This is a genomic window from Pseudomonas granadensis (assembly GCF_900105485.1).
GTDB lineage: Bacteria > Pseudomonadota > Gammaproteobacteria > Pseudomonadales > Pseudomonadaceae > Aquipseudomonas > Aquipseudomonas granadensis.
On record NZ_LT629778.1, the window covers coordinates 2,332,416 to 2,351,008 of the forward strand.

30 protein-coding genes are annotated in these 18,593 nt (G+C 59.9%); 5 read left to right on the forward strand and 25 right to left on the reverse strand.

Features of this window, described 5'->3' with window-relative positions; all coding sequences use genetic code 11:
- Window positions 1–223: 223 nt before the first annotated feature.
- The 4 genes from BLU52_RS10310 to BLU52_RS10325 all read right to left on the reverse strand — a co-directional run bounded on the left by BLU52_RS10310 (window position 224) and on the right by BLU52_RS10325 (window position 5,001).
- Window positions 224–1,537 carry an ATP-binding protein gene (locus BLU52_RS10310; RefSeq protein WP_090283086.1) on the reverse strand — a complete coding sequence of 438 codons (1,314 nt, stop codon included), beginning with the start codon at window positions 1,535–1,537 and terminating at the stop codon, window positions 224–226.
- Window positions 1,534–2,274, reverse strand: coding sequence for a response regulator (locus BLU52_RS10315; protein WP_090283087.1), 741 nt, complete (start codon window positions 2,272–2,274; stop codon window positions 1,534–1,536). The genes BLU52_RS10310 and BLU52_RS10315 overlap by 4 nt, the downstream gene beginning before the upstream one ends.
- 311 nt (window positions 2,275–2,585) lie before the next feature.
- Entirely contained in the window at window positions 2,586–3,896 is a 1,311-nt protein-coding gene (locus BLU52_RS10320; RefSeq protein ID WP_090283088.1) for an NTP/NDP exchange transporter, read from the reverse strand.
- 58 nt (window positions 3,897–3,954) lie between these two features.
- On the reverse strand, window positions 3,955–5,001 hold the full coding sequence (locus tag BLU52_RS10325; RefSeq protein WP_090283089.1) for an SDR family oxidoreductase: 1,047 nt from the start codon (window positions 4,999–5,001) through the stop codon (window positions 3,955–3,957).
- A gap of 145 nt (window positions 5,002–5,146) precedes the next feature.
- On the opposite strand from BLU52_RS10325, the gene BLU52_RS10330 reads away from it, so the two are divergent.
- A complete protein-coding gene (locus BLU52_RS10330) occupies window positions 5,147–6,079 on the forward strand; it encodes a LysR family transcriptional regulator (RefSeq protein ID WP_090283090.1) in 933 nt (310 codons plus the stop codon).
- A 363-nt stretch (window positions 6,080–6,442) separates the two neighbouring features.
- Here the strand turns inward: BLU52_RS10330 and BLU52_RS10340 are convergent, their stop codons facing one another.
- The 6 genes from BLU52_RS10340 to BLU52_RS10365 all read right to left on the reverse strand — a co-directional run bounded on the left by BLU52_RS10340 (window position 6,443) and on the right by BLU52_RS10365 (window position 9,552).
- Window positions 6,443–7,492 (reverse strand): tyrosine-type recombinase/integrase, encoded by a 1,050-nt coding sequence (locus BLU52_RS10340; protein ID WP_090283091.1) that lies wholly within the window; start codon window positions 7,490–7,492, stop codon window positions 6,443–6,445.
- Window position 7,493: 1 nt separating this feature from the next.
- The gene (locus BLU52_RS10345) at window positions 7,494–7,736 is read right to left on the reverse strand and encodes a DUF4224 domain-containing protein (RefSeq protein ID WP_008077047.1); all 243 of its coding nucleotides are present in this window, start codon (window positions 7,734–7,736) and stop codon (window positions 7,494–7,496) included.
- A 44-nt stretch (window positions 7,737–7,780) separates the two neighbouring features.
- Window positions 7,781–7,960, reverse strand: coding sequence for a hypothetical protein (locus BLU52_RS10350; protein ID WP_090283092.1), 180 nt, complete (start codon window positions 7,958–7,960; stop codon window positions 7,781–7,783).
- 51 nt (window positions 7,961–8,011) lie between these two features.
- Window positions 8,012–8,737 (reverse strand): hypothetical protein, encoded by a 726-nt coding sequence (locus BLU52_RS10355; protein WP_090283093.1) that lies wholly within the window; start codon window positions 8,735–8,737, stop codon window positions 8,012–8,014.
- Window positions 8,734–8,979 (reverse strand): hypothetical protein, encoded by a 246-nt coding sequence (locus tag BLU52_RS10360; protein ID WP_090283094.1) that lies wholly within the window; start codon window positions 8,977–8,979, stop codon window positions 8,734–8,736. Before BLU52_RS10360 ends, BLU52_RS10355 begins: the two co-directional genes overlap by 4 nt.
- Before the next feature lie 264 nt (window positions 8,980–9,243).
- Window positions 9,244–9,552: a hypothetical protein gene (locus BLU52_RS10365; RefSeq protein ID WP_090283095.1), complete on the reverse strand. Its 309-nt coding sequence runs from the start codon at window positions 9,550–9,552 to the stop codon at window positions 9,244–9,246.
- Window positions 9,553–9,711: 159 nt separating this feature from the next.
- Here BLU52_RS10365 and BLU52_RS10370 point away from each other — a divergent pair, with 159 nt between their 5' ends.
- Window positions 9,712–10,053, forward strand: coding sequence for a hypothetical protein (locus tag BLU52_RS10370; protein ID WP_231988019.1), 342 nt, complete (start codon window positions 9,712–9,714; stop codon window positions 10,051–10,053).
- Here the strand turns inward: BLU52_RS10370 and BLU52_RS10375 are convergent, their stop codons facing one another.
- From BLU52_RS10375 to BLU52_RS10380, 3 genes are all read right to left on the reverse strand, one after another.
- On the reverse strand, window positions 10,054–10,344 hold the full coding sequence (locus tag BLU52_RS10375; protein ID WP_231988020.1) for a DUF4406 domain-containing protein: 291 nt from the start codon (window positions 10,342–10,344) through the stop codon (window positions 10,054–10,056).
- 76 nt (window positions 10,345–10,420) lie between these two features.
- Entirely contained in the window at window positions 10,421–10,549 is a 129-nt protein-coding gene (locus tag BLU52_RS27110) for a hypothetical protein (RefSeq protein WP_269458360.1), read from the reverse strand.
- A 282-nt stretch (window positions 10,550–10,831) separates the two neighbouring features.
- Window positions 10,832–12,637 (reverse strand): DNA cytosine methyltransferase, encoded by a 1,806-nt coding sequence (locus tag BLU52_RS10380; protein ID WP_090283097.1) that lies wholly within the window; start codon window positions 12,635–12,637, stop codon window positions 10,832–10,834.
- 76 nt (window positions 12,638–12,713) lie between these two features.
- On the opposite strand from BLU52_RS10380, the gene BLU52_RS10385 reads away from it, so the two are divergent.
- The 3 genes from BLU52_RS10385 (at window position 12,714) to BLU52_RS10395 (ending at window position 13,671) form a co-directional block, all read left to right on the forward strand.
- Window positions 12,714–12,902, forward strand: coding sequence for a hypothetical protein (locus BLU52_RS10385; RefSeq protein ID WP_090283098.1), 189 nt, complete (start codon window positions 12,714–12,716; stop codon window positions 12,900–12,902).
- A 69-nt stretch (window positions 12,903–12,971) separates the two neighbouring features.
- On the forward strand, window positions 12,972–13,202 hold the full coding sequence (locus tag BLU52_RS10390; protein ID WP_090283099.1) for a hypothetical protein: 231 nt from the start codon (window positions 12,972–12,974) through the stop codon (window positions 13,200–13,202).
- Window positions 13,203–13,290: 88 nt separating this feature from the next.
- Window positions 13,291–13,671 (forward strand): hypothetical protein, encoded by a 381-nt coding sequence (locus BLU52_RS10395; protein WP_090283100.1) that lies wholly within the window; start codon window positions 13,291–13,293, stop codon window positions 13,669–13,671.
- Between the two features lie 7 nt (window positions 13,672–13,678).
- Here the strand turns inward: BLU52_RS10395 and BLU52_RS10400 are convergent, their stop codons facing one another.
- From BLU52_RS10400 to BLU52_RS26660, 12 genes are all read right to left on the reverse strand, one after another.
- Window positions 13,679–13,990, reverse strand: coding sequence for a hypothetical protein (locus BLU52_RS10400; RefSeq protein WP_090283101.1), 312 nt, complete (start codon window positions 13,988–13,990; stop codon window positions 13,679–13,681).
- 75 nt (window positions 13,991–14,065) lie between these two features.
- A complete protein-coding gene (locus tag BLU52_RS10405; RefSeq protein WP_090283102.1) occupies window positions 14,066–14,530 on the reverse strand; it encodes a hypothetical protein in 465 nt (154 codons plus the stop codon).
- Window positions 14,527–14,769 (reverse strand): hypothetical protein, encoded by a 243-nt coding sequence (locus tag BLU52_RS10410; protein WP_090283103.1) that lies wholly within the window; start codon window positions 14,767–14,769, stop codon window positions 14,527–14,529. The genes BLU52_RS10405 and BLU52_RS10410 overlap by 4 nt, the downstream gene beginning before the upstream one ends.
- 7 nt (window positions 14,770–14,776) lie before the next feature.
- Window positions 14,777–15,340: a siphovirus Gp157 family protein gene (locus BLU52_RS10415; protein WP_076567196.1), complete on the reverse strand. Its 564-nt coding sequence runs from the start codon at window positions 15,338–15,340 to the stop codon at window positions 14,777–14,779.
- Window positions 15,337–16,074, reverse strand: a complete 738-nt coding sequence (locus BLU52_RS10420) for a hypothetical protein (protein WP_090283104.1) — start codon at window positions 16,072–16,074, stop codon at window positions 15,337–15,339. Before BLU52_RS10420 ends, BLU52_RS10415 begins: the two co-directional genes overlap by 4 nt.
- Window positions 16,075–16,116: 42 nt before the next feature.
- Window positions 16,117–16,437, reverse strand: a complete 321-nt coding sequence (locus tag BLU52_RS10425; protein ID WP_090283105.1) for a hypothetical protein — start codon at window positions 16,435–16,437, stop codon at window positions 16,117–16,119.
- A gap of 156 nt (window positions 16,438–16,593) precedes the next feature.
- A complete protein-coding gene (locus BLU52_RS27115; protein WP_269458361.1) occupies window positions 16,594–16,719 on the reverse strand; it encodes a hypothetical protein in 126 nt (41 codons plus the stop codon).
- A complete protein-coding gene (locus tag BLU52_RS10430; RefSeq protein WP_090283106.1) occupies window positions 16,716–16,910 on the reverse strand; it encodes a hypothetical protein in 195 nt (64 codons plus the stop codon). Before BLU52_RS10430 ends, BLU52_RS27115 begins: the two co-directional genes overlap by 4 nt.
- Window positions 16,907–17,122, reverse strand: coding sequence for a hypothetical protein (locus BLU52_RS10435; protein ID WP_090283107.1), 216 nt, complete (start codon window positions 17,120–17,122; stop codon window positions 16,907–16,909). Before BLU52_RS10435 ends, BLU52_RS10430 begins: the two co-directional genes overlap by 4 nt.
- Window positions 17,119–17,547: a hypothetical protein gene (locus BLU52_RS10440; RefSeq protein WP_090283108.1), complete on the reverse strand. Its 429-nt coding sequence runs from the start codon at window positions 17,545–17,547 to the stop codon at window positions 17,119–17,121. Before BLU52_RS10440 ends, BLU52_RS10435 begins: the two co-directional genes overlap by 4 nt.
- Window positions 17,544–17,822 (reverse strand): hypothetical protein, encoded by a 279-nt coding sequence (locus BLU52_RS10445; protein ID WP_090283109.1) that lies wholly within the window; start codon window positions 17,820–17,822, stop codon window positions 17,544–17,546. The genes BLU52_RS10440 and BLU52_RS10445 overlap by 4 nt, the downstream gene beginning before the upstream one ends.
- Window positions 17,823–17,843: 21 nt before the next feature.
- Entirely contained in the window at window positions 17,844–18,131 is a 288-nt protein-coding gene (locus tag BLU52_RS26660; RefSeq protein WP_157720688.1) for a hypothetical protein, read from the reverse strand.
- Window positions 18,132–18,593 lie beyond the last annotated feature (462 nt).

An 18,593-nucleotide genomic window follows, 5' to 3' on the forward strand; every position in this document is an offset into this window, starting at 1 on the left:
GAATGACTGCCGCTGAAAAATGTATGGTCAGGGCTCGCCGTTCGGGGATCCGGTGGCGAGTCGATGGAGAGAATTCTTGCAGGGGCATGTGTACCGGCTATGTTGGATAACCGGCCGTTATGCGTTGTTTTGAGTATGTAGAGGCGCTGGATACAGTGGCTTACAAATGCCAGCCACTGTCTCCGGCTGATGGCGGCCGCCGTCGACGTGCAGCCCGCGCGGGCTAGGGATTGACGCCGATGTCGAGGGTGACGCAGAGACCGCCACCGTCGCGGTTGCGCAACGTCAGCGAACCACCAAGTGCGATCGCCAGTTGCTGAGCGATGGCCAGGCCCAGACCGGTGCCACCTGTGCTGCGGCTACGTGAGTTTTCCACCCGATAGAACGGCTTGACCACGTCTGCCAGAACCTCTTCGGGAATGCCTTGGCCGCGGTCAAGTACACTGATCGACACGCCGGTGCCTGCGGTTGCGCTGACTTGCACTTCGGCGGTGCCAGCGTACTTCAGCGCGTTGTCCACCAGATTCACCAGAATACGGCGCAGGGCATGCGGTCTGGTTTCGATGACCGCGCCGTTCTTGCCGCTCAGGCTGACCTCTCGACCGGTGTCCTGATAGTCACAAACCAGGCTGTCGAGAAAGGCGTCCAGATTGACGCGGCAACTGGCCTCGGTTGCGCCATGGACACTGCGAGCATAGGCGACACCCTCGCGCACCAGATGCTCGATTTCGTTGAGGTCGTTGCTCAGTTTGTCTTTCTCTGCCGAATCCTCCATGAACTCGGCGCGCAGTTTCATGCGCGTGATGGGCGTTTGCAGGTCATGTGAAATCGCCGCCAGCAGTTGCATGCGCTCTTTGAGGTAAGCGGCGATTCGCGCCTGCATGCTGTTGAAGGCACGGGCGGCATAGGCCACCTCGCGCGGGCCGCTTTCATCCAGGTGCATCGGATGTGCGTTCGGATCAAGGTTTTCAACTGCCTCGGCCAGGCGGCTGAGCGGGCGTATTGCGATCCGCACGGCAAGCCAGGTGCAGCCGATCATCAACACCGATTGAGCGAACAGGGCGAAAGGCAGCCAGGGTGACAACGGCCTGACAGAAGGGCGTACGTCGATGGTGACCGGACTACCGTCGGACAGTCGCAGCTGCGCCTGAAAATGCGGGCGTGAGTCCGGGATTTCCACAAAGGTCAGCGCATAGTCGCGGCCCAGGGCGACTTGCAGTGATTGCGCCGCAGTCCCGGCCAGATCATTCGAGGTCAGCGGACTTCCGGCATCATGCTCGCGCAGCAGATAGTCGTAGTTGCGACGCTGCAGGCGCTTGGTCCACGCCGGACGCTCAGCGGCAGGCAGACGGTCGAGGATGGCGATGGAGGTCGCGGTGTCGTGTTCGAAATTGCCCAGCATGGCGGTCTTGGTGCTTTCGTAGCGTTCGTAATACTGGGCGGCGAACATCAGGGACTGGGCGAGTATCAGGCCGACGAGGAACACCAGCCACAGCCGCGATGCCAACGTGCGAGGCCATTGCAAGGCGAGTTTCATGCTTGCTCCTCGAGCACTTCGACCGCATAGGTAAAGACGTACCCCTCATTGCGCACTGTCTTCAAGTACAGAGGTTCGCGCGCGTCATCGAGCAAACGCTGACGCACGCGGCTGACCAACAAATCGATCGAACGGTCGAACATGTCCGCGTCACGGCCCTGGGTCAGGTTGAGCAATTGGTCACGACTCAGTACCCGCTGCGGATGATCGAGAAATACCCGCAGCAGCCTGTACTCGGCGCCGCTCAGCGAGACCAGCGTGTCGTCTTCATCGAGCAGATGGCGAGCGGTGGTGTCGAGGCGCCAGCGCCCGAATTTGAGCTTTCGGCCACTTTCACTGACCACAAAGTTGGGCGGCAGCATGCGCGTACGACGCAGAACGGCATTGATACGTGCTAGCAGTTCGCGCGCAGCGAAGGGTTTGGCCAGATAGTCGTCGGCGCCCATTTCCAGACCAATGATGCGATCGGTCTCGTCGCTGCGCGCGGTCAGCATCAGCACCGGCGTTGCCTTGTGCTTTCCGACGCGAAGTTCACGGCACAGCAGCAGCCCATCATCGCCCGGCATCATGATGTCGAGTACGATCAGATCCACCTTGTTGGTTTCCAGAAACGCCCGCATCTGACGGCCATCCGCAACCACGGTGGTGCGCAGACCATTCTTGTTGAGGTAATTGCCAACCAGTTCCCTGATCTCGCGATCATCATCCACGATCAACACATGATCGACATGTTCCATTCCCTGCTCTCCAAAATGAGCGCAACGATTGCGCAGGCTGGCGATGCCCGATTGGCCGTTGGAAGGGGCCTGTACGCGAACGGCACAAGTGCGGCGAGGCGCCAACGGCAACAAGGGAAGTCGCGGATTTACAGCGCGCGTATTACGCCGTTAAACGTTGATGGCAGTCCAGTTTTTTAGGGGGGCTGTGACAGTTTCTTGTTTGAGCCTGATCGGGTGCGGCCGCATGTTGAATGCGAGCTGGCGGATTGGTGGGTGCTGAATGTGGGGGTGAAGCGAGGAGAAGGCCGCTCCCCAATGACCCTTGAACATCAGGCGGGGGTTTGCCGCGCTGTCGACACACTGGATCGTCGGTCCGCCCGCTCGCCGAGCCGCCATCCCAACAGTCCCCATAGCAGTGCACACAATGCGCCTACCAGTGCTGCCATGCCTGCACCTTGACCGAGCATGTCCAGCGCGCTTTTCGCCCAGGCACTGATGGCGTCGCCGGCGCGGTAGACCACGGTGTCGATGACGTTCTTTGCCTTGTACTTGCTTTCGACATCGAGCGGCGCAAACAGCATCTCCCGGCCTGGGCGCACGAAGGCGTACTCACCGATCCGGCGCACGATCATCAGCGCGGCGATCAGGCCAAAGCCGGGCGCGAAGATCAGCCCGACAAAACCCGCGCACATGACCAGCGGCACCATGGCCAACAGCACGCCGACGCCTAGCTTTTGGGCGACGCGCCCGGTGATGAACAGCTGGCAGAGCAGGGCGCCCGCCTGCACGACAAAATCGATGATGCCGAACACGCGCACCTGCGCCTCTCGATTCGGGAAGTGTTCGGCGACGACACGAGCCTGCTCGAGGTAGAGGAAAGTGGTGACCGTGGCCAGCAGCACCACAAAGCCGCAGATGCCGAACAGATAAGGTGATTTCAAAATCGCCGTCAAACCGCTGAAGGGATTGCCCGGCAACGGCCTGCGAGGGCTTTCGCTCGGCGCGGCATCGGGGCGTCCTGCGCCACCCCGTTCACGCCAGCGCATCAACTGGCGCTTGAACCACATCGCAGCGGCCAGCAGAACAGCGGCCAACAGTATCAGGCCGGACTCGCCCAGCGGACCGATCAGCAAGGCGCTCAGCGCGGGGCCACTCAGGCCACCGACGCTGGCGCCCGCCGCGATGAAAGCGAACAGGCGTTTGGCCTGGGCACTGTCGAACACGTCGGCCATCAGGCTCCAGGCGACCGATATGACAAACAGGTTGTAGACCGATATCCAGACGTAAAACACTCGCGCCAGCCACGGGCTTTCCTCGCCCAGGAACAAGGCGGCGAACAACAGGAGGTTGGCGCAGAAAAATCCGTACACCCAGTCCACGAAATGCAGGCGCGGCACGCGTGCGCTGAGCCAGGCGAACAGCGGAACGGCCGCCAGCATGACGAAGAAGGTCGCGGTAAACAGCCATTGCAAGTTCTCGACGCCGGCAGTGATGCCCATCGATTCGCGGATCGGACGGAGCATGAAATAGCCGGCGAACAGGCAAACGAAAAGCAGAAAACCATTCAGCGCAGGGCGCAGCTCGTGAGCTTCGGCATTGATGATGGCGCTCGTGCGGTGGGCGAGAAGTGACATATTCATGTTGCGCTCCTGTAGGAGTGTCGAGGCGATGGCACGGAGCTTGTCCGTGCCAGGGCGGTCAGCGGTAGGTGACGCCGGTCAGTCGCTCAGAGAGTTGCCACAGCGCGTCGGAGTCCGAGCGATCGGCTGCGGCCGCAGGCATCTTGGCGAAGCCCAGCGGCCCGCGCTTCTCGTTATCTCCGGTGGGCCCATAGTAGGCACCGCCAACAGCCTCCAGCGCCGTCGCTGCATACAGCGTGGGCAGCGCGCCCTGCGCTGCGGAATGATACATATCCCGCTCTACCGCCCATTGTTTGCCGAATTTACTGTCCAGGCCAGGCCCACGGGCGATCAGCTCGGTCACGGCAACGCCGGGGTGAGCGGCGATGCTGCGTATCCCCCAGCCGGCGGCATCGCTGCGCTGCTGCAGATCAATACTCCACTTGAGTACCGCCAGTTTCGATTGGCTGTAGGTGGCGAAAGGGTCGTAATTGCGCTCAGCCTGCAGGTCATCGAAGTTCAGGATTGCCCGCCCTGCGGCAATGCTCGACAGGCTGACCACCCGACCATCGTCGCTTTTGCGTAGCAAGGGCATCAGCAGGCCGGTCAGGGCGAAATGCCCCAGGTAATTGGTCGCCAGTTGCATCTCGTAGCCGTCGGCCGAAACGCCTCGAACCGGCGGCGACATGATCGCGGCGTTATTGATGAGCACGTCGAGCCTTGGCAGGCGTCCCTGCAGACGGTTGGCGAGGTCGCGTACGGATTGCAGATTGGCAAGATCCAGTGTTTCGAATTGCACGCGCGCCTCGGGCACGGCTTGCCTGATGTTTGCGATAGCTTCGCGGCCGCGCTCCGCGTTCCGTGCGGCGATGATTACCTCGGCACCGGCTCGCGTCAGGGCCAGTGCGTCTTCATAGCCCATGCCGCTGGTCCCTCCGGTCACCAGCACGATGCGGCCTTTCTGGCTGGGCATGTCGTGGGTCGACCAATCCGGCTTCGGCTCGTTTCGGGGAGCGGCTTGCGCAGCCAGCGTGCCGGCCAGCGCGGCAATGGCGAACACCGTTCGGGCGACCTTGAGGATACGTTGGCTCGCGGTATTGTTCGGCGTAGCGGTTGAATGGCTCATCAGGCAGTTCTCATTCGCGTTGCAGGTTCCCGGTTGGCGGGGCGAGTGAGCAGTATCGGTGTACGAGTGCGCGAGGATAAGTCGGGCATTGGTGGATAGCCCATACGGTGTGGCGTACAGTCAGGCGCCTGTGGAGGAGGCATTCATGCGTAAACCAAACCTTACCGATGTGTCTATATTTGCTGCGGTGGTTGAGGCAGGGGGCTTTCGTGCTGCCGCACAGAAGCGGGGTTTGTCAGCCTCGTCGCTAAGCGACTGCATACGTCGGCTGGAAGGCGACCTGGGCTTGCGCCTGCTCAATCGAACCACTCGCAGCGTCACGCCGACGGCGGCCGGCGAGCGATTGCTCGAGCGCCTGCGCCCGGCCTTGCAAGAAATCGACGCCGCCTTCAACGATCTGGACGACGACGCTCAGCGGCCGGTCGGCACGCTGAAGCTCAATGTGCCGGTGCCGGTGGCCCGCTTTTTGTTGCCCGACCTGCTGGCGCGGTTTCTGCGTCTTTATCCAGGGGTTAGTGTCGAAGTCGTCATGGAAAACACCTTCGTCGACGTCAACGCTGGCGGGTATGACGCCGGCGTGCGCTATGAAGAGAGCCTCGCCAAGGACATGATCGCCGTGCCCATCGGCCCGCGTCGCCAGCGCTTCGTTGCGGCGGCCGCCCCGGGCTATCTGGCTGAACGTGGGACGCCCACTCACCCCGAAGAACTGTCGGGCCATGACCTGCTTGGCCATCGATTCGAGAGTGGAAAAGTGGGCGTGTTCGAGTTCCATCGAGACGGCCGTATTGTGCGTATCCCGCCTCAGGGGCAACTGTTGACGTCGTCGCACGATTTGAAAATTCGTTCGGCCATCAATGGACTGGGCATCGTCTATACCTTCGAGGACTTTCTGCGCGAGCCGCTGTCCGATGGTCGGCTGGTGCCGATTCTCGAAGATTGGTGGCAGGCCTTCGACGGTCCGTTTCTTTACTACCACGGGCGCCGTCACATGCCTTCGCCGCTCAGGGCGTTTGTCGATTTTCTTCGAGCCGAACGGCAGCTCGCAGAGAGCTCAGGCTTCTCCAGCGCTGTGTCGTAAGGCCTGCATTCATCTTTGGATGACGAAGGCTTCAACGGTCCCTTCATTCGCTCCCGTCTCGGAAGAGCTGCGGAAATGGTCGAGAAGATGCGGAAACGATCCATGGAGAGAGGAGCATATTTCCCGAATCCCAGAAACGACAAAGCCCTGAATAATCAGGGCCTTGTCGGTACAGAATATGGCGGAGGCGATGGGATTCGAACTCATGGACCTGTTACAGTCGACGGTTTTCAAGACCGCTATGGGAAGCCGCTGAATACGCGGCCTCAGACGTTTTTTCGTTCCAATACTTTTGTTTTGCAGCACCTCTACAGACCGCATTCTACAAGGGGCGTATTTCGAGTTATGGAACGCATTTTTTGCCTATTTTGAGGGTTTGGCGATCGCCCCGACACGGCGATAAACTCGCTCAGTAATGTCGCCCTTTGTGTGCCCGAGCAACAAGCTGGCGTCACCCACATCGCTGATTTCCGACGCCGCTTTCGGCCGAATATCCCGGAACTGGAATTCACCGATCCGCTTAGCCAGCAACTCGTCTCCCTGCTCAAGAGCTTCCAGTTTTGCCTTCTCTCGCGCCGCGTCCCACCGCTTCCTCAGCATCGTCGCAGTCATTCGTTTACCGCTCTGGTTGATGATCAGGTAACTCGAAACGTGCCCTGCGTTTCGCTTTGTGATCGCCGCAATCAAAATGCCCAAGCTATTTGCCTCTCCGGCGGTCGTCATCTGAATGCGCAGCTTCTTGTGTGTTTTGTTCTGCTGAACAGTCAGATATCCGCCTTCAACATCATCCTTCCGCATGACCAGCACATCAGCCGGCCTTTGCCCGGTCAGATAGGCCAAGTCCATCGCCTCTTTCAGCTCCTGAGCTGCCTTCTTGTAAACCGCCTCCCAAACCACGTCATTCGCGTAGTAGTCCCTCGGCGTCTCTTTGTTTTTGCGCACACCTTGGCAGGGGTTTTCCTTCGTCGTCAGCCCCCATTCCCGGGCAATGTTGAAAATGTGGGAGAGGGTAGCTATCTCACGGTTCGCGCGGACCTTCGCGGATCGTGCGTCTCGGTAGCCAGCGATCGTTGCTGGCGTGATCGAGTCGATCGGAGCGCTGTCGAACATCGGCCGTAGCTGCTTGATTTCCGCGAGGTTGTCCTTCTGCGTGCGCGGTGCTTTCTTTGGCACCACGTCGCGAATGTACCGGTCGAAGATTCCCTTCATGGTGCGCAGGTCGAGCGGCTTTTCCTTGGCTTCGAGCTCGGCCCACTTCAGCCGAGCCTTGTCGAGATCCTTGCCCAGAGGCATGTCATTGCCGAGCAAGTCGCGGTAGTAATACGCGACCCAGGTGCTACCGTTTTTGCGCTTTCGGGATCGCTTGTACATTCGAGGGGGAAGGTGCTGGTGCTCGGTCTTGCGGGGGCGCATATCAGTTCACTCGCGAATAGTCTGGCGTCCATGCCGGCGCGGCCGGCGGCGGGTTAGGATCGGCAATCGTAGGGCTGATCATGCCCAGCTTCATGCGGGCATACATCCGACCTACCAGCGGACGTTTGCCGCGGCTTTCGACGAAGACCCACTGGCGATCAATCAGCCAGCGGCGCTGGTAGGCCCTGGCCTTGTAGCCAGTGAGTTCGGCCAACTCCTCGTCGGAGAGAATTTCAGTTTCCATAGTGATGCTCCATGCCGCGCGTGGCGGCAGAAGGTGGTGATGGGTTATGCGCTGGCCTTGGCCAGGACTGCGTCGATCCGTTGCACAGTGACGTGCAGCGCCACTTTTTCATCGGTGTCGAACCAGTCGGGCGCGCCTTTCTTGAGTGCCACGGCGAGTACTTGCCGAGACTCGCGGAGGGTCGCGACCATTTCTTCGTGCAGGCTGTCTTTCTGATCGGGCATGCGAATACCTCGCCCGCCGTACACCGGCAGGCTGTTGAATTGGGGGACGGGTTATAAAGCGAGTTCGACTTGAGCTTCGCGCTGCCAGATCGGAGAACTGTTGTGTGCTTCGATTCGATCAGCGATGACGTTGGCGCGCTGGCCGGCGGTGGGTGGGGCGTACATCCCGAAGCGGCTGATGCTTCCGCCGTTCACTGCGGCGTTCGTAGAGTCGGCCGACGCGAAAGGCAAATGCTGGAAAATTGCGGGGTCGAGCATCCGCAGCCCGTGTAGTCGGCACAACGGTCGACCCTGGTCGTCACAGATAGCATCCATCGCGGCGGCCATCCGCTTCCACCATGCTCCTGTGCCCGGCGCAGCCCATTGCCCAGAACTGCCGAGGGCGATAGTTCGCCAGCATCTCGCCAGCCGCTGCAACCTCTCGAGCGATTCGTGCAGGTGCCAGACAGGCACGCCGCGCAACTCCTCTGGCCACTGCCTTACAAGGTCGTCGTTCGCCTCTTCGTCACCATCAATGACGTCCGGAATGAGCGCCCAAGTGAATCCGGGGTGTCGGTGCCAGTCTTCGACCCAGCGCGTGTAGCCTTCGACGTCTACCTGTCCGCCTTTCTTCCACACGGTGAATGCGCCGTTATCGAAAACAAACGATTTGCATACGTCGGCGACAATTCCGAGATCGTCCTTGCGTGGGTACGGCACCAGCGCATGCCGGCCGGCCAAGAATTTAGCGGCGTCCTCGCGCTTACCGCCCACGGGCGTGCCGTGGTAATGAATCATCCGTTGAGCCTCACCGTTTCGATTTCTACGCCCTGATGCGTGGCGATGATGGTTTGGCCTCCGCCGAGCGTTTCGGAAAGTCTGTCAGCGATTTGTTCGTGCCAGCCATGCTTGATCAGCGCGGTGGCGGTTTTGATTTGTTCGACGTGGATCATCGAGGTTGATCGCAATTCAAACCGGTAGATGATCGTCTCGCCGTCGGCGGGGCAGACGGCTGCGAATGTGTGTCGGTAAATATTCACGCGCTGTCCTCGCCCGCCGTAACCGGCAGGCTTTGTGGTTAAATGAAATGAGTATTGGAGAGGCATCTATGAAAAAGGCATTTCGAAACCCGTTGCTCCTAACCGGGCTGCCACTGGCAATCTGCGGCTTCGCGATTACTGCTCCGGGTCTTTGGATTCCGGGGCTTGTGCTGATAGTCACCGGCTTGGCTGCAAGAAAAAGAACCTGACGTCATTGCCACGGGCACTTGTAGCAGTACACGTAGGCGAACCAGGCGAGGGCGATCATGGTGTCACCCGGCGCGCCCACTGGACGTAGGGGCCGTCATCCGTATCGAAGATGCCCATGAGGAACCAATCAGGGCTTGGGGCTTCTGGATTCCAGGCGGTGCACGCAGCGTCCTCGTCCGGCAGATTGTAGATCTCGTCGCCCGAGTGCCAGCCTTTCAGCTCAAGGCCTTGAACCTTCGCCCAGGCGATATATGGAGCGGGGTCTTCGCCGCCGCCAAAATCCGGAATGCCCGGGTGATACCACCAGCCGTCCTTGTCGCGCACCACAGCTACTGGCTGGATCAAAACGATTTCTTCAGACATGACTTTGTCCTTGCCGCTATAGCGGCTGACTTTGAAGGGGGAGGGAGTTACTGCTGTGTGCTTTACTGACTCAACAAATCCGAATCTCGCAGGCTTTGAAAAGGATGCATCGCTGTGATCCGAGTACTCGTTCTAATAGTGATACTGCCAAGCTTCGCGATGGCGTATGAACCGAAACGAGCGGTGAACAATCTTGCTCATGAATATGCTGAGTGCGCGGCTTTTTACACGGTGTCGTCGAAGCTGTTTGAGTCCCAAGATCCAAAGCTAGCGGAGCAAATGAACCAGGCAGCGATAAGAGCGATTGAGTATTCCCAAATCCTCACCAGCGAGAAACTGACCGACGCCAGAATTGAGATGGCAGCAAAGTCCATCATCAAAGACTTGGATAATGAGATTGCTAACGTGTCCATTATTTTGAATAAGTACTCTGATCGCTGTGTTGAAGCCATGACCGACCCTAAGGCGAGAATGGATTACTGGCTTATGAAACGAGATTGATTATCCCGCAATCTCCATCGATACCAGATCATGGGCATTCACAACCTTCATGCCGAGCTCGCGGGCAATGTGCACTTCGAGCCGGGCGCCTTTCGAGTTCTCCCAGCCGGGCAGCACCGCAACCTGACCGCAGAGGCCGAGGCGGGTCAGGTCGTAGGCCATGTAGTCGGCCCAGTCCGCGCCGTCGACGACGCCGTGCTCTGCCGGGTTCTCGACGACGTAGCCCCGGGCGCGCAGATCGGCGGCCATCTTGTTGAAGGCGGGGAAGTTGAAGTCTTCGAAGCCAGTCATCGGGCCGGCCAGGTACAGGCGGTTGATACGAGAGCACGCGGCCGTAACGCCCGGTGCAACCGCGGCGCTGATTCGCTCAACGGTCAATCGGGCCTTGAATGAAGTCGGGCAACGGTTCGTTCGCCGGCGGGATCATCGACGTTACGGCCGAGATCATCCCGACCAGAGAATCGGTGACTACCTTGCGGATGTTTTCTGTGGGCATGGGGCGTCCTATGCCGGGGCATGCCCGGGCGGTGGAGGGTGGTGTCAATAGGATTGGCGCGAGAGAAAGTTTCGTTGTGCGGAGCCTTTCTACAACTTTCCCCCGATGCGCTGAGATAGTCGTGACGGAACAATCTGGCTATCACGAAGCCAGAGACGACCCGCATGAAACGCATCATTGAAGACCTGTTGTTGCAAATCATCATCGACCAAGCGATGAAGCAGATTTACCACTTGATCGAATGGCTCAATACGATGCCCTGGCAGGTGTGGCTTGCCTAAGTTATGCGGCCAGCCGCTGATAAAGCTCAATGATGTCTGCGGCGTTGGCGGCGACCAGTGCCTCGGCTTCGTCGGGACAGACGCTGTTACCGATCAGCCGCACCTGGTCGACCTTCTTGATGTCTCGCCATTCCTCGGCACCGGTGACCGGGTCGACGAACAGCCCGCGATCGATGATGTAGTCCTTGTCGAAGCCTTGGGCGGCCTTCAGCTCAGGCGGTTGCAGCATGCGCAGCGTGATATCGATCAGCACATAGCCGCCGACCATCACCATTTCCGCCGGGTCTTTGAAGTGCTCCGGCAGGTACTGGTGCATGAACGCGGCGCAGCGGCGCGCGCCTTCCATCTGCTCGGGAGTCAGCGTGTCGGGCACCTGCACCGTCTCCACAACCGCGACGCGATCTTTCGTCGGCAGCGTGTGCATCGGCTCGTTGAGCGAAATTCCGTCTTTCTCGTTGCCGTAATACTTCACCAGGTAAGCGCTCACCAGCCGCTGGTTGGCGCCGGACTGGCAGATGGTCGATATCGGGTCGCAAGCCGATCGGCCGTCGCCTTTGTAGAAGCCGCCATTCGCCTGCTCGAAGAATGCTGTGACGATGCCGTGACGCGCGGCGCCGGCCAGAATTGTCTGCGTTGGGTCATCAGGTGAGCTGCCCGCGGCGTTCTGCCCGAACGCGGTCATGTGCGCTGCTGCCATAGCGAAGTGGCCGCCTTTGACCTGGGCGACCTGCGTGCGCAGCGGCTCCTGCACGTCGAAGTTACGCTGTGCTGAACCGTTGGCGCATTCGGTGAGGAACGGTGCCGCAACCGGCTGAACCAGCGCGTGGTGCGTGCCGCCCGCACTGATTGTTGAAAGCGCTTCGTCTGTGCCGTGCGTGCTAGTGTGCGCCGATGAGGTGCCGCGCATCGGGACAATGAAAGGCTTCGCGCTGGTCAGCACGTGCCGCCAGCAACCCTTGGCCACGCGGCGCATGGTGTTCTCAGCCATCGGTTTGTCGCGGAAGATCGTGCGACCGAGGTTGCTCCAGTCGATGCACTCTGCCGCCGAGCGCCACGGCAATTGTTTAGCCGCGGGCCGCTTGTGACGTTTCGGCGCGGGCCAGACGATCGGCTTCCCGTCGCTGCGCGCCACCAGGTACAAGCGCTTGCGAATGGTAAGGGTGCCGGCGTTCGCCGCGATGCGCTCCCGCCATTCGGCGTTGTAGCCCAGTCCTCGGACCAGCGCGGCCATCGGCACAAACTCTCCGATCGCCTCGATGATCTCCGGCATGTCTGGATGATCAGCGGGCAGGCCGGTGCTGATCGCGGCAATGAACGCTTTGAAAGTGCGGCCGCGCTCAGACTTGATCGGCTGTCCGTCATCGTCGATCGGGCCCCAGTCACAGAACTCTTCGACGTTTTCGAGGAAGAGCAGACGCGACTTCGTCACGAATAGCCAACGGATCACTACCCATGCCAAACCTCGAACGCCACGGTCGCGCGGCGCGCCGCCCTTGGCCTTGCTGTGATGCCGGCAGTCTGGCGATGCCCAGATGATCGCGACCGGCTGTCCGCCAGTGGCTTCCCGTGGATCAACTTCGAACACGTCGGCGACGTAATGCGCGGTGGTGGGGTGGTTGGCGCGGTGCACAGCCAGGGCGATTGGATTGTGGTTTACCGCCACGTCCGGCTCCCGATATGCCCGGGCTATGCCAGTGCTGGCGCCACCGCCGCCGGCGAACAGGTCGACCACCAGTTCCTTTTCGAACGGCAGGCCCATGCTCGGCTGGCCATGGATGAACTGAGGCAATTTTTGTTGTGCGGACATAGGGGATCCTCGCCGGCTGGCGTGATTCGTAGAAGTGGGGTATTTATCTGCAATCTCACACTGGCAGGAGGCCGAAATGAGGTTGCAGAGCGATGTAGATGCGCTGGCGGCTATCGAAGAGGACGCTAAAGCGATGCTGAAACGGATAGGGCTGCCGGATGATGCGGTGAAGCTGGAGGTGGTCGTGTTCCTTCGGGAGGTGATCGACCTGGCCAGCTACATGGAGTCGAGGCATCGGCTGATTGAAGCGCCGAGACTTGTCTGAGCAGACGCATTGCCGTTCGTTTCGGTATTTGTTATCGCCCCGGCATGTGGTCGGACCAAGGAGCCTGAGATGGACACAAAACCTTCCAACAAATTGATCGCAGAGCAAAGCGGTCTGACCGAAGCAGAGGTCGGGACGTACTTAACTGCTCTCGAAATGCAAGCAGATGGAAGCTGGATGGTTTACTTCGGTGTTGAAATCGCTAAGTTGCCAGATGCCGACAAGAAAATTAATGCCTCCCGAACACTGTTGATTCCAAGCTGGCTCGCCAAGCACTGGGTCGATCGAGATATTGGCTAGGGCGCCGCCCTCCGTGAACCGGTGGTGGCAATTTTATTTGGGTTGAGGTATCTACAGGGGGCGAGCATGGAGTGGTAAGGAGAAGCTGATGGACGAGCTTGAGGACGCAATGCTATTCGTCAGGGAAAACGGCATGGCGGAATTCGTACCGAATCACCCTCATTACGAGTTTGATCGCTCAGATGAAAGTGTGCTGTTGATTCCCCTAACTGAGATCGCCCCAGTCATCCGCAGTCGAGTTCCACGGCTTGATAATGCCAGAGGAATCAGTGTCCTTGATGGCTTCCAAAGCGGGAGTCAGCTTCCGCAAATATTCGTCATCGCAAATACCGACCCTTGCAGCACGCATAGATACAGGCTGCTCGACGGATATCACAGAATGTATTTGTCTCTTGCGGTCGGGTATCTATCCATACCTGCAGAGGTCTTTCCAGATAATCGACACTTATTCAAAAACTTGCGTGTTTAGATGCTTCCTAGCTAGCCTCAACTCCGGTAGCGGAAAACGCCTCAAGCTGACGCGTCCATTTTTCCTTAATAATCAATTCCGGTCGCGACATGCTCACGAAGCGTTCCGAGTCTTCTGACTGCGCTGCGGCCAGATTGATGATGAAGGTCGACACCGTCTCCTGCCATTCCTCGAAGCCGTGGCGCTCGCCCAGCACCTGAAGTGCTTCATCAAGCGCTTTCGAAACAATCAGCGATCGCTTCTCGGCGCCGATCCGGTCGAGCAGCGCCTTCTCCTTGGCTCGCTTGTCCTTCTGCAATTGCGCATTGCTCTTGGCCATGGCCTACCTCTTCAATTCCGCTGGCCGGCAAGTCCAGCCAGGTCTGTCGTTTGCGTTGTTGGGTGCGAAAACGTCTCACGCTGCGACCTTCACCTGATGCCAGGCGCCGGCGGCGTAGAACAGCTTCGCGGCTTGGGCTTCGTCCATCGAGATCTCGTCGGGAATGGCGATCCAGCCCGACGCAACCAGATGTTTCGGGTTCGCGCTGTCGCGCAGCTCCAGGTAGTAATGCTCGATGGCATCGGTCAGGCGCTCGACCTTGTAGGTGCCCTCGGGTGAGATTTCCACCGACTTGATGTACTCGGCGCCGCGCTCGTCTCGACACATGGCGACGATGTAGATCGTCCAGCGGTAGGAGAAATCGAATATCGCGTTGGCGATCGCCAGACTGCGGATCTGCTTGCAGCTCTTCCAGTTCGCCATGATCTGGCTGCCGCTGGGATCGATGTTCACCACCGCGACGTGGTTGGTGCGCAGCAGCGCCCGGCAGCTGCGTTCGGCCCGGGCGAAACCGTTGTTGGGTTTGCGTTTCGACTTCATAGCGAGTCCGCCATTTTGCGCAGCGCCTTGCGTTCAGCGGCCGATATCGGCTTCGGGCGCCGCTTGAGGACCGTTTCAGGGTCTATTTTCTTCGAGCGGGGCGGTGGGAGCGGATTGCGCGGCGGGCTTTTCAGCTGGTCGATCCGCCCGCCAGCGGCCAGGTACTGCGCGATTCGTTCAGCGATCGACTCGGCGTCCGGTCGGTGCTGCTCGACGAGGTTGAGGTGGTTGCTGATCATGCTGGCCTCACTTGATCCGGATCGAGCTGTCGCCGCGCTCCAAATGCGCGTAGGCAGGTTCTTCGAGCAGTTCGTGTTCTGCGTCTTCGCCGGCGGCCATGCGCTTGCGCACGGCTTCGTTGTGCTCGCGAATTTCCTTGAGCTTGGCGGCGATCGCGTTCTTGTCCGGGGCAATGCTGGTTTTCACGGATGTCAGTTCGTCGGGCACCGCGTCCTCGTTGTCGACGATGACCTTCTCCTTGCCCAGGGCCAAGGTGATGGTGAACAGCGGGCGCTTGATCGACTTGAGGTTGGCGGCTTCCATGTTCCGGCGCAGGTAATCGCTGATTTGGGCAACGCTGTTGGACTTGATGCGCTTGAGCTCGGTCAGTCGCTCAATTTCGGTGTCGATGGCTGTCACGTCGCTTTCAATGTTGCGGCGCAGCATGACGATGTTGTCGGCCTTCACCTCGAACTCGCCTTGGATCTCGTCCATCGCGTGCTGCAGGGCCTCTTTCAGGCCCTCGTCGTCGGTGTCTGCCATTCCCTGAAGTTCGGCGAGCTTGCCGGTCAGTGCGTAGAGCTGGGTCATGCTGCATTCTCCTTGCCGGGTTCAATGGCTGCTTTGCGCTCTTCAAAGGCGCGAGTGATTCGGGCGATGAACGTCGGCTCGTTGCGGCGGGTCGCCTCGCGGATGTATTTGACGTTCAGCATCTTCAGTTCGTGAGCGGTCACGGCCTTGCCCATCGTTTCCACCGCAGAATTCAGCCAGTCCAGACGCTCCTGCTTCTGGCGCAGGATTTCGGCGTCCTTGTCCACTGCCAGCTCGATCGCTTGTTCTTCCTTGAGCTGCTCGACGTAGGTTTGGTCATCGAACATCCCGAGGAATACGTCGGCACTGAAGCCGAGCATCGACAGAGATTTCTTGATGGCGTCGGTCAGCGACTTCTTCGGCGCCTCGCCGTCAGTGGTCATGCCGTAGCTGGTCTTGTACTGGTACCGGGTGCAGCCGTATTGCTCGATCTCGCCGCGCTGACCGTCTTGGGTAAACCAGAGGGCGATCTTGAGTGTGTGACCGATTTCGCGACCGATGCAGGAGCGTTTATCGCCCTCACCGATGAAAATTTCGTGACCCTCATCGAAGCGCTCTTCGATGATCTTCCAGCCCCAACCGATGCCGACCGGGCCGAACAGCTCGGTGGCCTTCATCACCATCGCGGTGCCGCTCAGGCTGGTAATGTCCTGGCCGTTGACCTTGGCTTTTTTGGTGAACCGGGTGTCTGTCTTCTCGACCAGCGCCCAAATCTGCATGTTTTTATCAGACATGACTGTTCTCCGCGCCACCGGAGAGGGGCGCTGTGAAGTTGATTACTGGGTAGCTTTCGCGATGGTTTGCTCAAAGCGCGCGGCGAGGTCACCGTTAACCTCGGCTTTTTCAAGGCTTTCGGTGGTGCCCTTGGCGCGGTGCAGGGCTTCGTAGCGCCGAAGGGTTTCAGCTGCTGTTACCAGGTCTGCCAGAAGGTCAGGCGATGCCGCGATCAGCTTGGCGTCTGCGGCCTCATACACGAAGTCAACGACTTGCTCCTGATCTTCGTTGTAGTCGATTGCCCAGCCGCGCTGGCCTGGCCAACCTTGACCACCAGTCTTGCGAGCGATCCAAGGACCAGGAGTGTGCTTTTGATCGGTCATGACAGTTCCTTGCCGCGACGTGCGCAGCTCTTGAAGTTGAAAGTCAGGAGGTGATGCGGTCGGCAAGGGCGCTGAGCAGCATCAGGAAGGTGTAAATCGCGAGAACACGGAACGATCCGCGCCGAATCAGGAGGCGGCGCGCCCGCTGAAGACTGGTCATCGGAACACGTGGTAGGTAGTGGAGCGCGGCACCTGGCAAGTGCCCTGGCCGTCTTTCACGATGCCATAGGCGCCTGCGCCGCCGATCAGGATCACAACGAGAATCCAGTAGACGAGATTCATGGCCGAGCCCTCACAGCGATGCGCCCGCCTTTCATGGTCACCGACAGGCGCTGCGGGAGGCTGTCGACCAGATCCTCGCGCTTGCGGCCGATCACCTCATTGAAGGGCAGGCCGAAGCCAAGGATCGCGATGCGGCGCTCGATGTCGTCGAGCTGTTCATCGACCAACGTTTTCACCAGAGGGGTTGTCATGCCGAAACTCCTTTCAGATGCGTGTTGCGCTCGACGAACTTGGCGTCCAGCGCATCCCGATAACGATTGGCAGTGCGGGTGTCGATGATCTCGGCGAACTCCGCCATTTCGATCATGCCCATGACGAAGGTGCGATCCGGCACCGGAGTGCAGGACTTGCACATCTTCGCGATTTCGAGGCCCAGCCGGGCCAGTGCTGCCTGATTGCTCATAGCTCGTTGTCCTCGGCCTGGGCGATCAGCGCATCATCGACAAGGGGTCGAAGTAGGCCCTCAGCGATTTCGCCGAGCTTGCCCAGTGGGTGGTCGCTGGGGCCGAGCAGTTCGGCGGCGGCGACCTTGTCAGCGTGGCCGCGCTCGGCGGCGATCAGCAGGTAGCCCAGCGAAGCCGCGGTTACCTCGCAGTCTGCAAGCCGCCCGTTTGCATGCTCATCAACAGCCAGAGCGAACTGGGCGAGCGTGACGCCCTGAGCCGGCCGCATGCGGCGCTGGAACGAAACGTCGCAGCCGAACCGCACCAACTGCTCAGCGGCGCTGTACAGCCACTCAGCCCGAGCCACTTCCTGCGCACTCTCGCTCACCATCGGAGGCGACTGCGCGTCGTGCATGGCCTGACAAATCTTCAGTGCTGCGTTCATGCTGCCTCCGGCCAATGGCGCTCAATGCTCTCTTTTGCGTAAATGGACAGCCGCTCGTAACTGTTCACGCCACCGCAGCCGGGCATAGTTCCTTCCAGCTCGACGCAGGCGCGGATATCGCAGCGGAGCGAGCAAACCCAACCGCCGTAATGGCAGCGGTGAACTTCACCTTTCGGGGCGGGGTGATAGGCGAGGCCGCCTTTCCACGAAGGCGAGCCGCGCAGCTTCAGCCCGCAACCTCGGCAAACTGCTTGTGTATCGGTGCAGTCGTGCATGGCGACCTCCAGTGTTTGGGGTTAGGCGGTGGCTTTGGCGGTCCGGGCGATTCCGCTTGGCGATCCGGGAAGTGGAGCCGACCAGTTACGGTTGAAGTCGCACATCGCAGCAGCTGGTGAATCGCCGAAGCCTGCAACACCGCTTTGCAGATCGGTGCCATACAGCGCGCACCACTGGTTTCCATCAACGGACAGAACGGGCCGATACAAGACGCTGTATTCGGTCATGCACTCTTGAATACTGCTGAAGCACTGCGCGGCGTAGTGCGAGATAGAGCTGCAAGCCATTTGACTGTGTTCATCGTTCATCACGGAAACCTCTGTGGTTGATCCAACAAAACTCGGATGCACTCATCCGCTCCGCTGGTTGCCGTTGGGCGCGGAGGGGAGTGCATTCGGGTGATGTCGGGGGAGAGTGGCCCGGTCTCGCTGCTGGCGACAGACCGGGTTTGCAGCGTCAAGTTGTCTTCGTGCGCTGGGGTGGCCTACCTCATTCGGCCGATGCGCGGTGACATCGACGGCCTACTGTCCGCTGCCTGTATGTGTGTTGGGCGCCGGCCTTCAGGCTTGCCGCGCCGCGCAGGTGAATCGATCACTATTACATGATGGTCATCCTCCTATTGCTCGCTCACTGGGCAGGCAGTGGCCAGCTATTGAATGGGTGATGCAGGTGGGCGGTTATAGGCCGCAGTTTCGTCCGCATCGGGGTGTGATCTGGCCGGGGCTCAACCGGCATTCGGCGGAAGGGGTAGCCCTGAAGGCGACCGGTTG

Excerpts from the sequence above, each read along its gene's own strand:
- BLU52_RS10310 (WP_090283086.1), bottom strand. The coding sequence starts at position 1,537 with ATGAAACTCGCCTTGCAATGGCCTCGCACGTTGGCATCGCGGCTGTGG.
- BLU52_RS10315 (WP_090283087.1), bottom strand. The coding sequence starts at position 2,274 with ATGGAACATGTCGATCATGTGTTGATCGTGGATGATGATCGCGAGATC.
- BLU52_RS10320 (WP_090283088.1), bottom strand. The coding sequence starts at position 3,896 with ATGAATATGTCACTTCTCGCCCACCGCACGAGCGCCATCATCAATGCC.
- BLU52_RS10325 (WP_090283089.1), bottom strand. The coding sequence starts at position 5,001 with ATGAGCCATTCAACCGCTACGCCGAACAATACCGCGAGCCAACGTATC.
- BLU52_RS10330 (WP_090283090.1), top strand. The coding sequence starts at position 5,147 with ATGCGTAAACCAAACCTTACCGATGTGTCTATATTTGCTGCGGTGGTT.
- BLU52_RS10340 (WP_090283091.1), bottom strand. The coding sequence starts at position 7,492 with ATGCGCCCCCGCAAGACCGAGCACCAGCACCTTCCCCCTCGAATGTAC.
- BLU52_RS10345 (WP_008077047.1), bottom strand. The coding sequence starts at position 7,736 with ATGGAAACTGAAATTCTCTCCGACGAGGAGTTGGCCGAACTCACTGGC.
- BLU52_RS10350 (WP_090283092.1), bottom strand. The coding sequence starts at position 7,960 with ATGCCCGATCAGAAAGACAGCCTGCACGAAGAAATGGTCGCGACCCTC.
- BLU52_RS10355 (WP_090283093.1), bottom strand. The coding sequence starts at position 8,737 with ATGATTCATTACCACGGCACGCCCGTGGGCGGTAAGCGCGAGGACGCC.
- BLU52_RS10365 (WP_090283095.1), bottom strand. The coding sequence starts at position 9,552 with ATGTCTGAAGAAATCGTTTTGATCCAGCCAGTAGCTGTGGTGCGCGAC.
- BLU52_RS10370 (WP_231988019.1), top strand. The coding sequence starts at position 9,712 with ATGGCGTATGAACCGAAACGAGCGGTGAACAATCTTGCTCATGAATAT.
- BLU52_RS10375 (WP_231988020.1), bottom strand. The coding sequence starts at position 10,344 with ATGACTGGCTTCGAAGACTTCAACTTCCCCGCCTTCAACAAGATGGCC.
- BLU52_RS27110 (WP_269458360.1), bottom strand. The coding sequence starts at position 10,549 with ATGCCCACAGAAAACATCCGCAAGGTAGTCACCGATTCTCTGGTCGGG.
- BLU52_RS10380 (WP_090283097.1), bottom strand. The coding sequence starts at position 12,637 with ATGTCCGCACAACAAAAATTGCCTCAGTTCATCCATGGCCAGCCGAGC.
- BLU52_RS10385 (WP_090283098.1), top strand. The coding sequence starts at position 12,714 with ATGAGGTTGCAGAGCGATGTAGATGCGCTGGCGGCTATCGAAGAGGAC.
- BLU52_RS10390 (WP_090283099.1), top strand. The coding sequence starts at position 12,972 with ATGGACACAAAACCTTCCAACAAATTGATCGCAGAGCAAAGCGGTCTG.
- BLU52_RS10395 (WP_090283100.1), top strand. The coding sequence starts at position 13,291 with ATGGACGAGCTTGAGGACGCAATGCTATTCGTCAGGGAAAACGGCATG.
- BLU52_RS10400 (WP_090283101.1), bottom strand. The coding sequence starts at position 13,990 with ATGGCCAAGAGCAATGCGCAATTGCAGAAGGACAAGCGAGCCAAGGAG.
- BLU52_RS10405 (WP_090283102.1), bottom strand. The coding sequence starts at position 14,530 with ATGAAGTCGAAACGCAAACCCAACAACGGTTTCGCCCGGGCCGAACGC.
- BLU52_RS10410 (WP_090283103.1), bottom strand. The coding sequence starts at position 14,769 with ATGATCAGCAACCACCTCAACCTCGTCGAGCAGCACCGACCGGACGCC.
- BLU52_RS10415 (WP_076567196.1), bottom strand. The coding sequence starts at position 15,340 with ATGACCCAGCTCTACGCACTGACCGGCAAGCTCGCCGAACTTCAGGGA.
- BLU52_RS10420 (WP_090283104.1), bottom strand. The coding sequence starts at position 16,074 with ATGTCTGATAAAAACATGCAGATTTGGGCGCTGGTCGAGAAGACAGAC.
- BLU52_RS10425 (WP_090283105.1), bottom strand. The coding sequence starts at position 16,437 with ATGACCGATCAAAAGCACACTCCTGGTCCTTGGATCGCTCGCAAGACT.
- BLU52_RS27115 (WP_269458361.1), bottom strand. The coding sequence starts at position 16,719 with ATGAATCTCGTCTACTGGATTCTCGTTGTGATCCTGATCGGCGGCGCA.
- BLU52_RS10430 (WP_090283106.1), bottom strand. The coding sequence starts at position 16,910 with ATGACAACCCCTCTGGTGAAAACGTTGGTCGATGAACAGCTCGACGAC.
- BLU52_RS10435 (WP_090283107.1), bottom strand. The coding sequence starts at position 17,122 with ATGAGCAATCAGGCAGCACTGGCCCGGCTGGGCCTCGAAATCGCGAAG.
- BLU52_RS10440 (WP_090283108.1), bottom strand. The coding sequence starts at position 17,547 with ATGAACGCAGCACTGAAGATTTGTCAGGCCATGCACGACGCGCAGTCG.
- BLU52_RS10445 (WP_090283109.1), bottom strand. The coding sequence starts at position 17,822 with ATGCACGACTGCACCGATACACAAGCAGTTTGCCGAGGTTGCGGGCTG.
- BLU52_RS26660 (WP_157720688.1), bottom strand. The coding sequence starts at position 18,131 with ATGAACGATGAACACAGTCAAATGGCTTGCAGCTCTATCTCGCACTAC.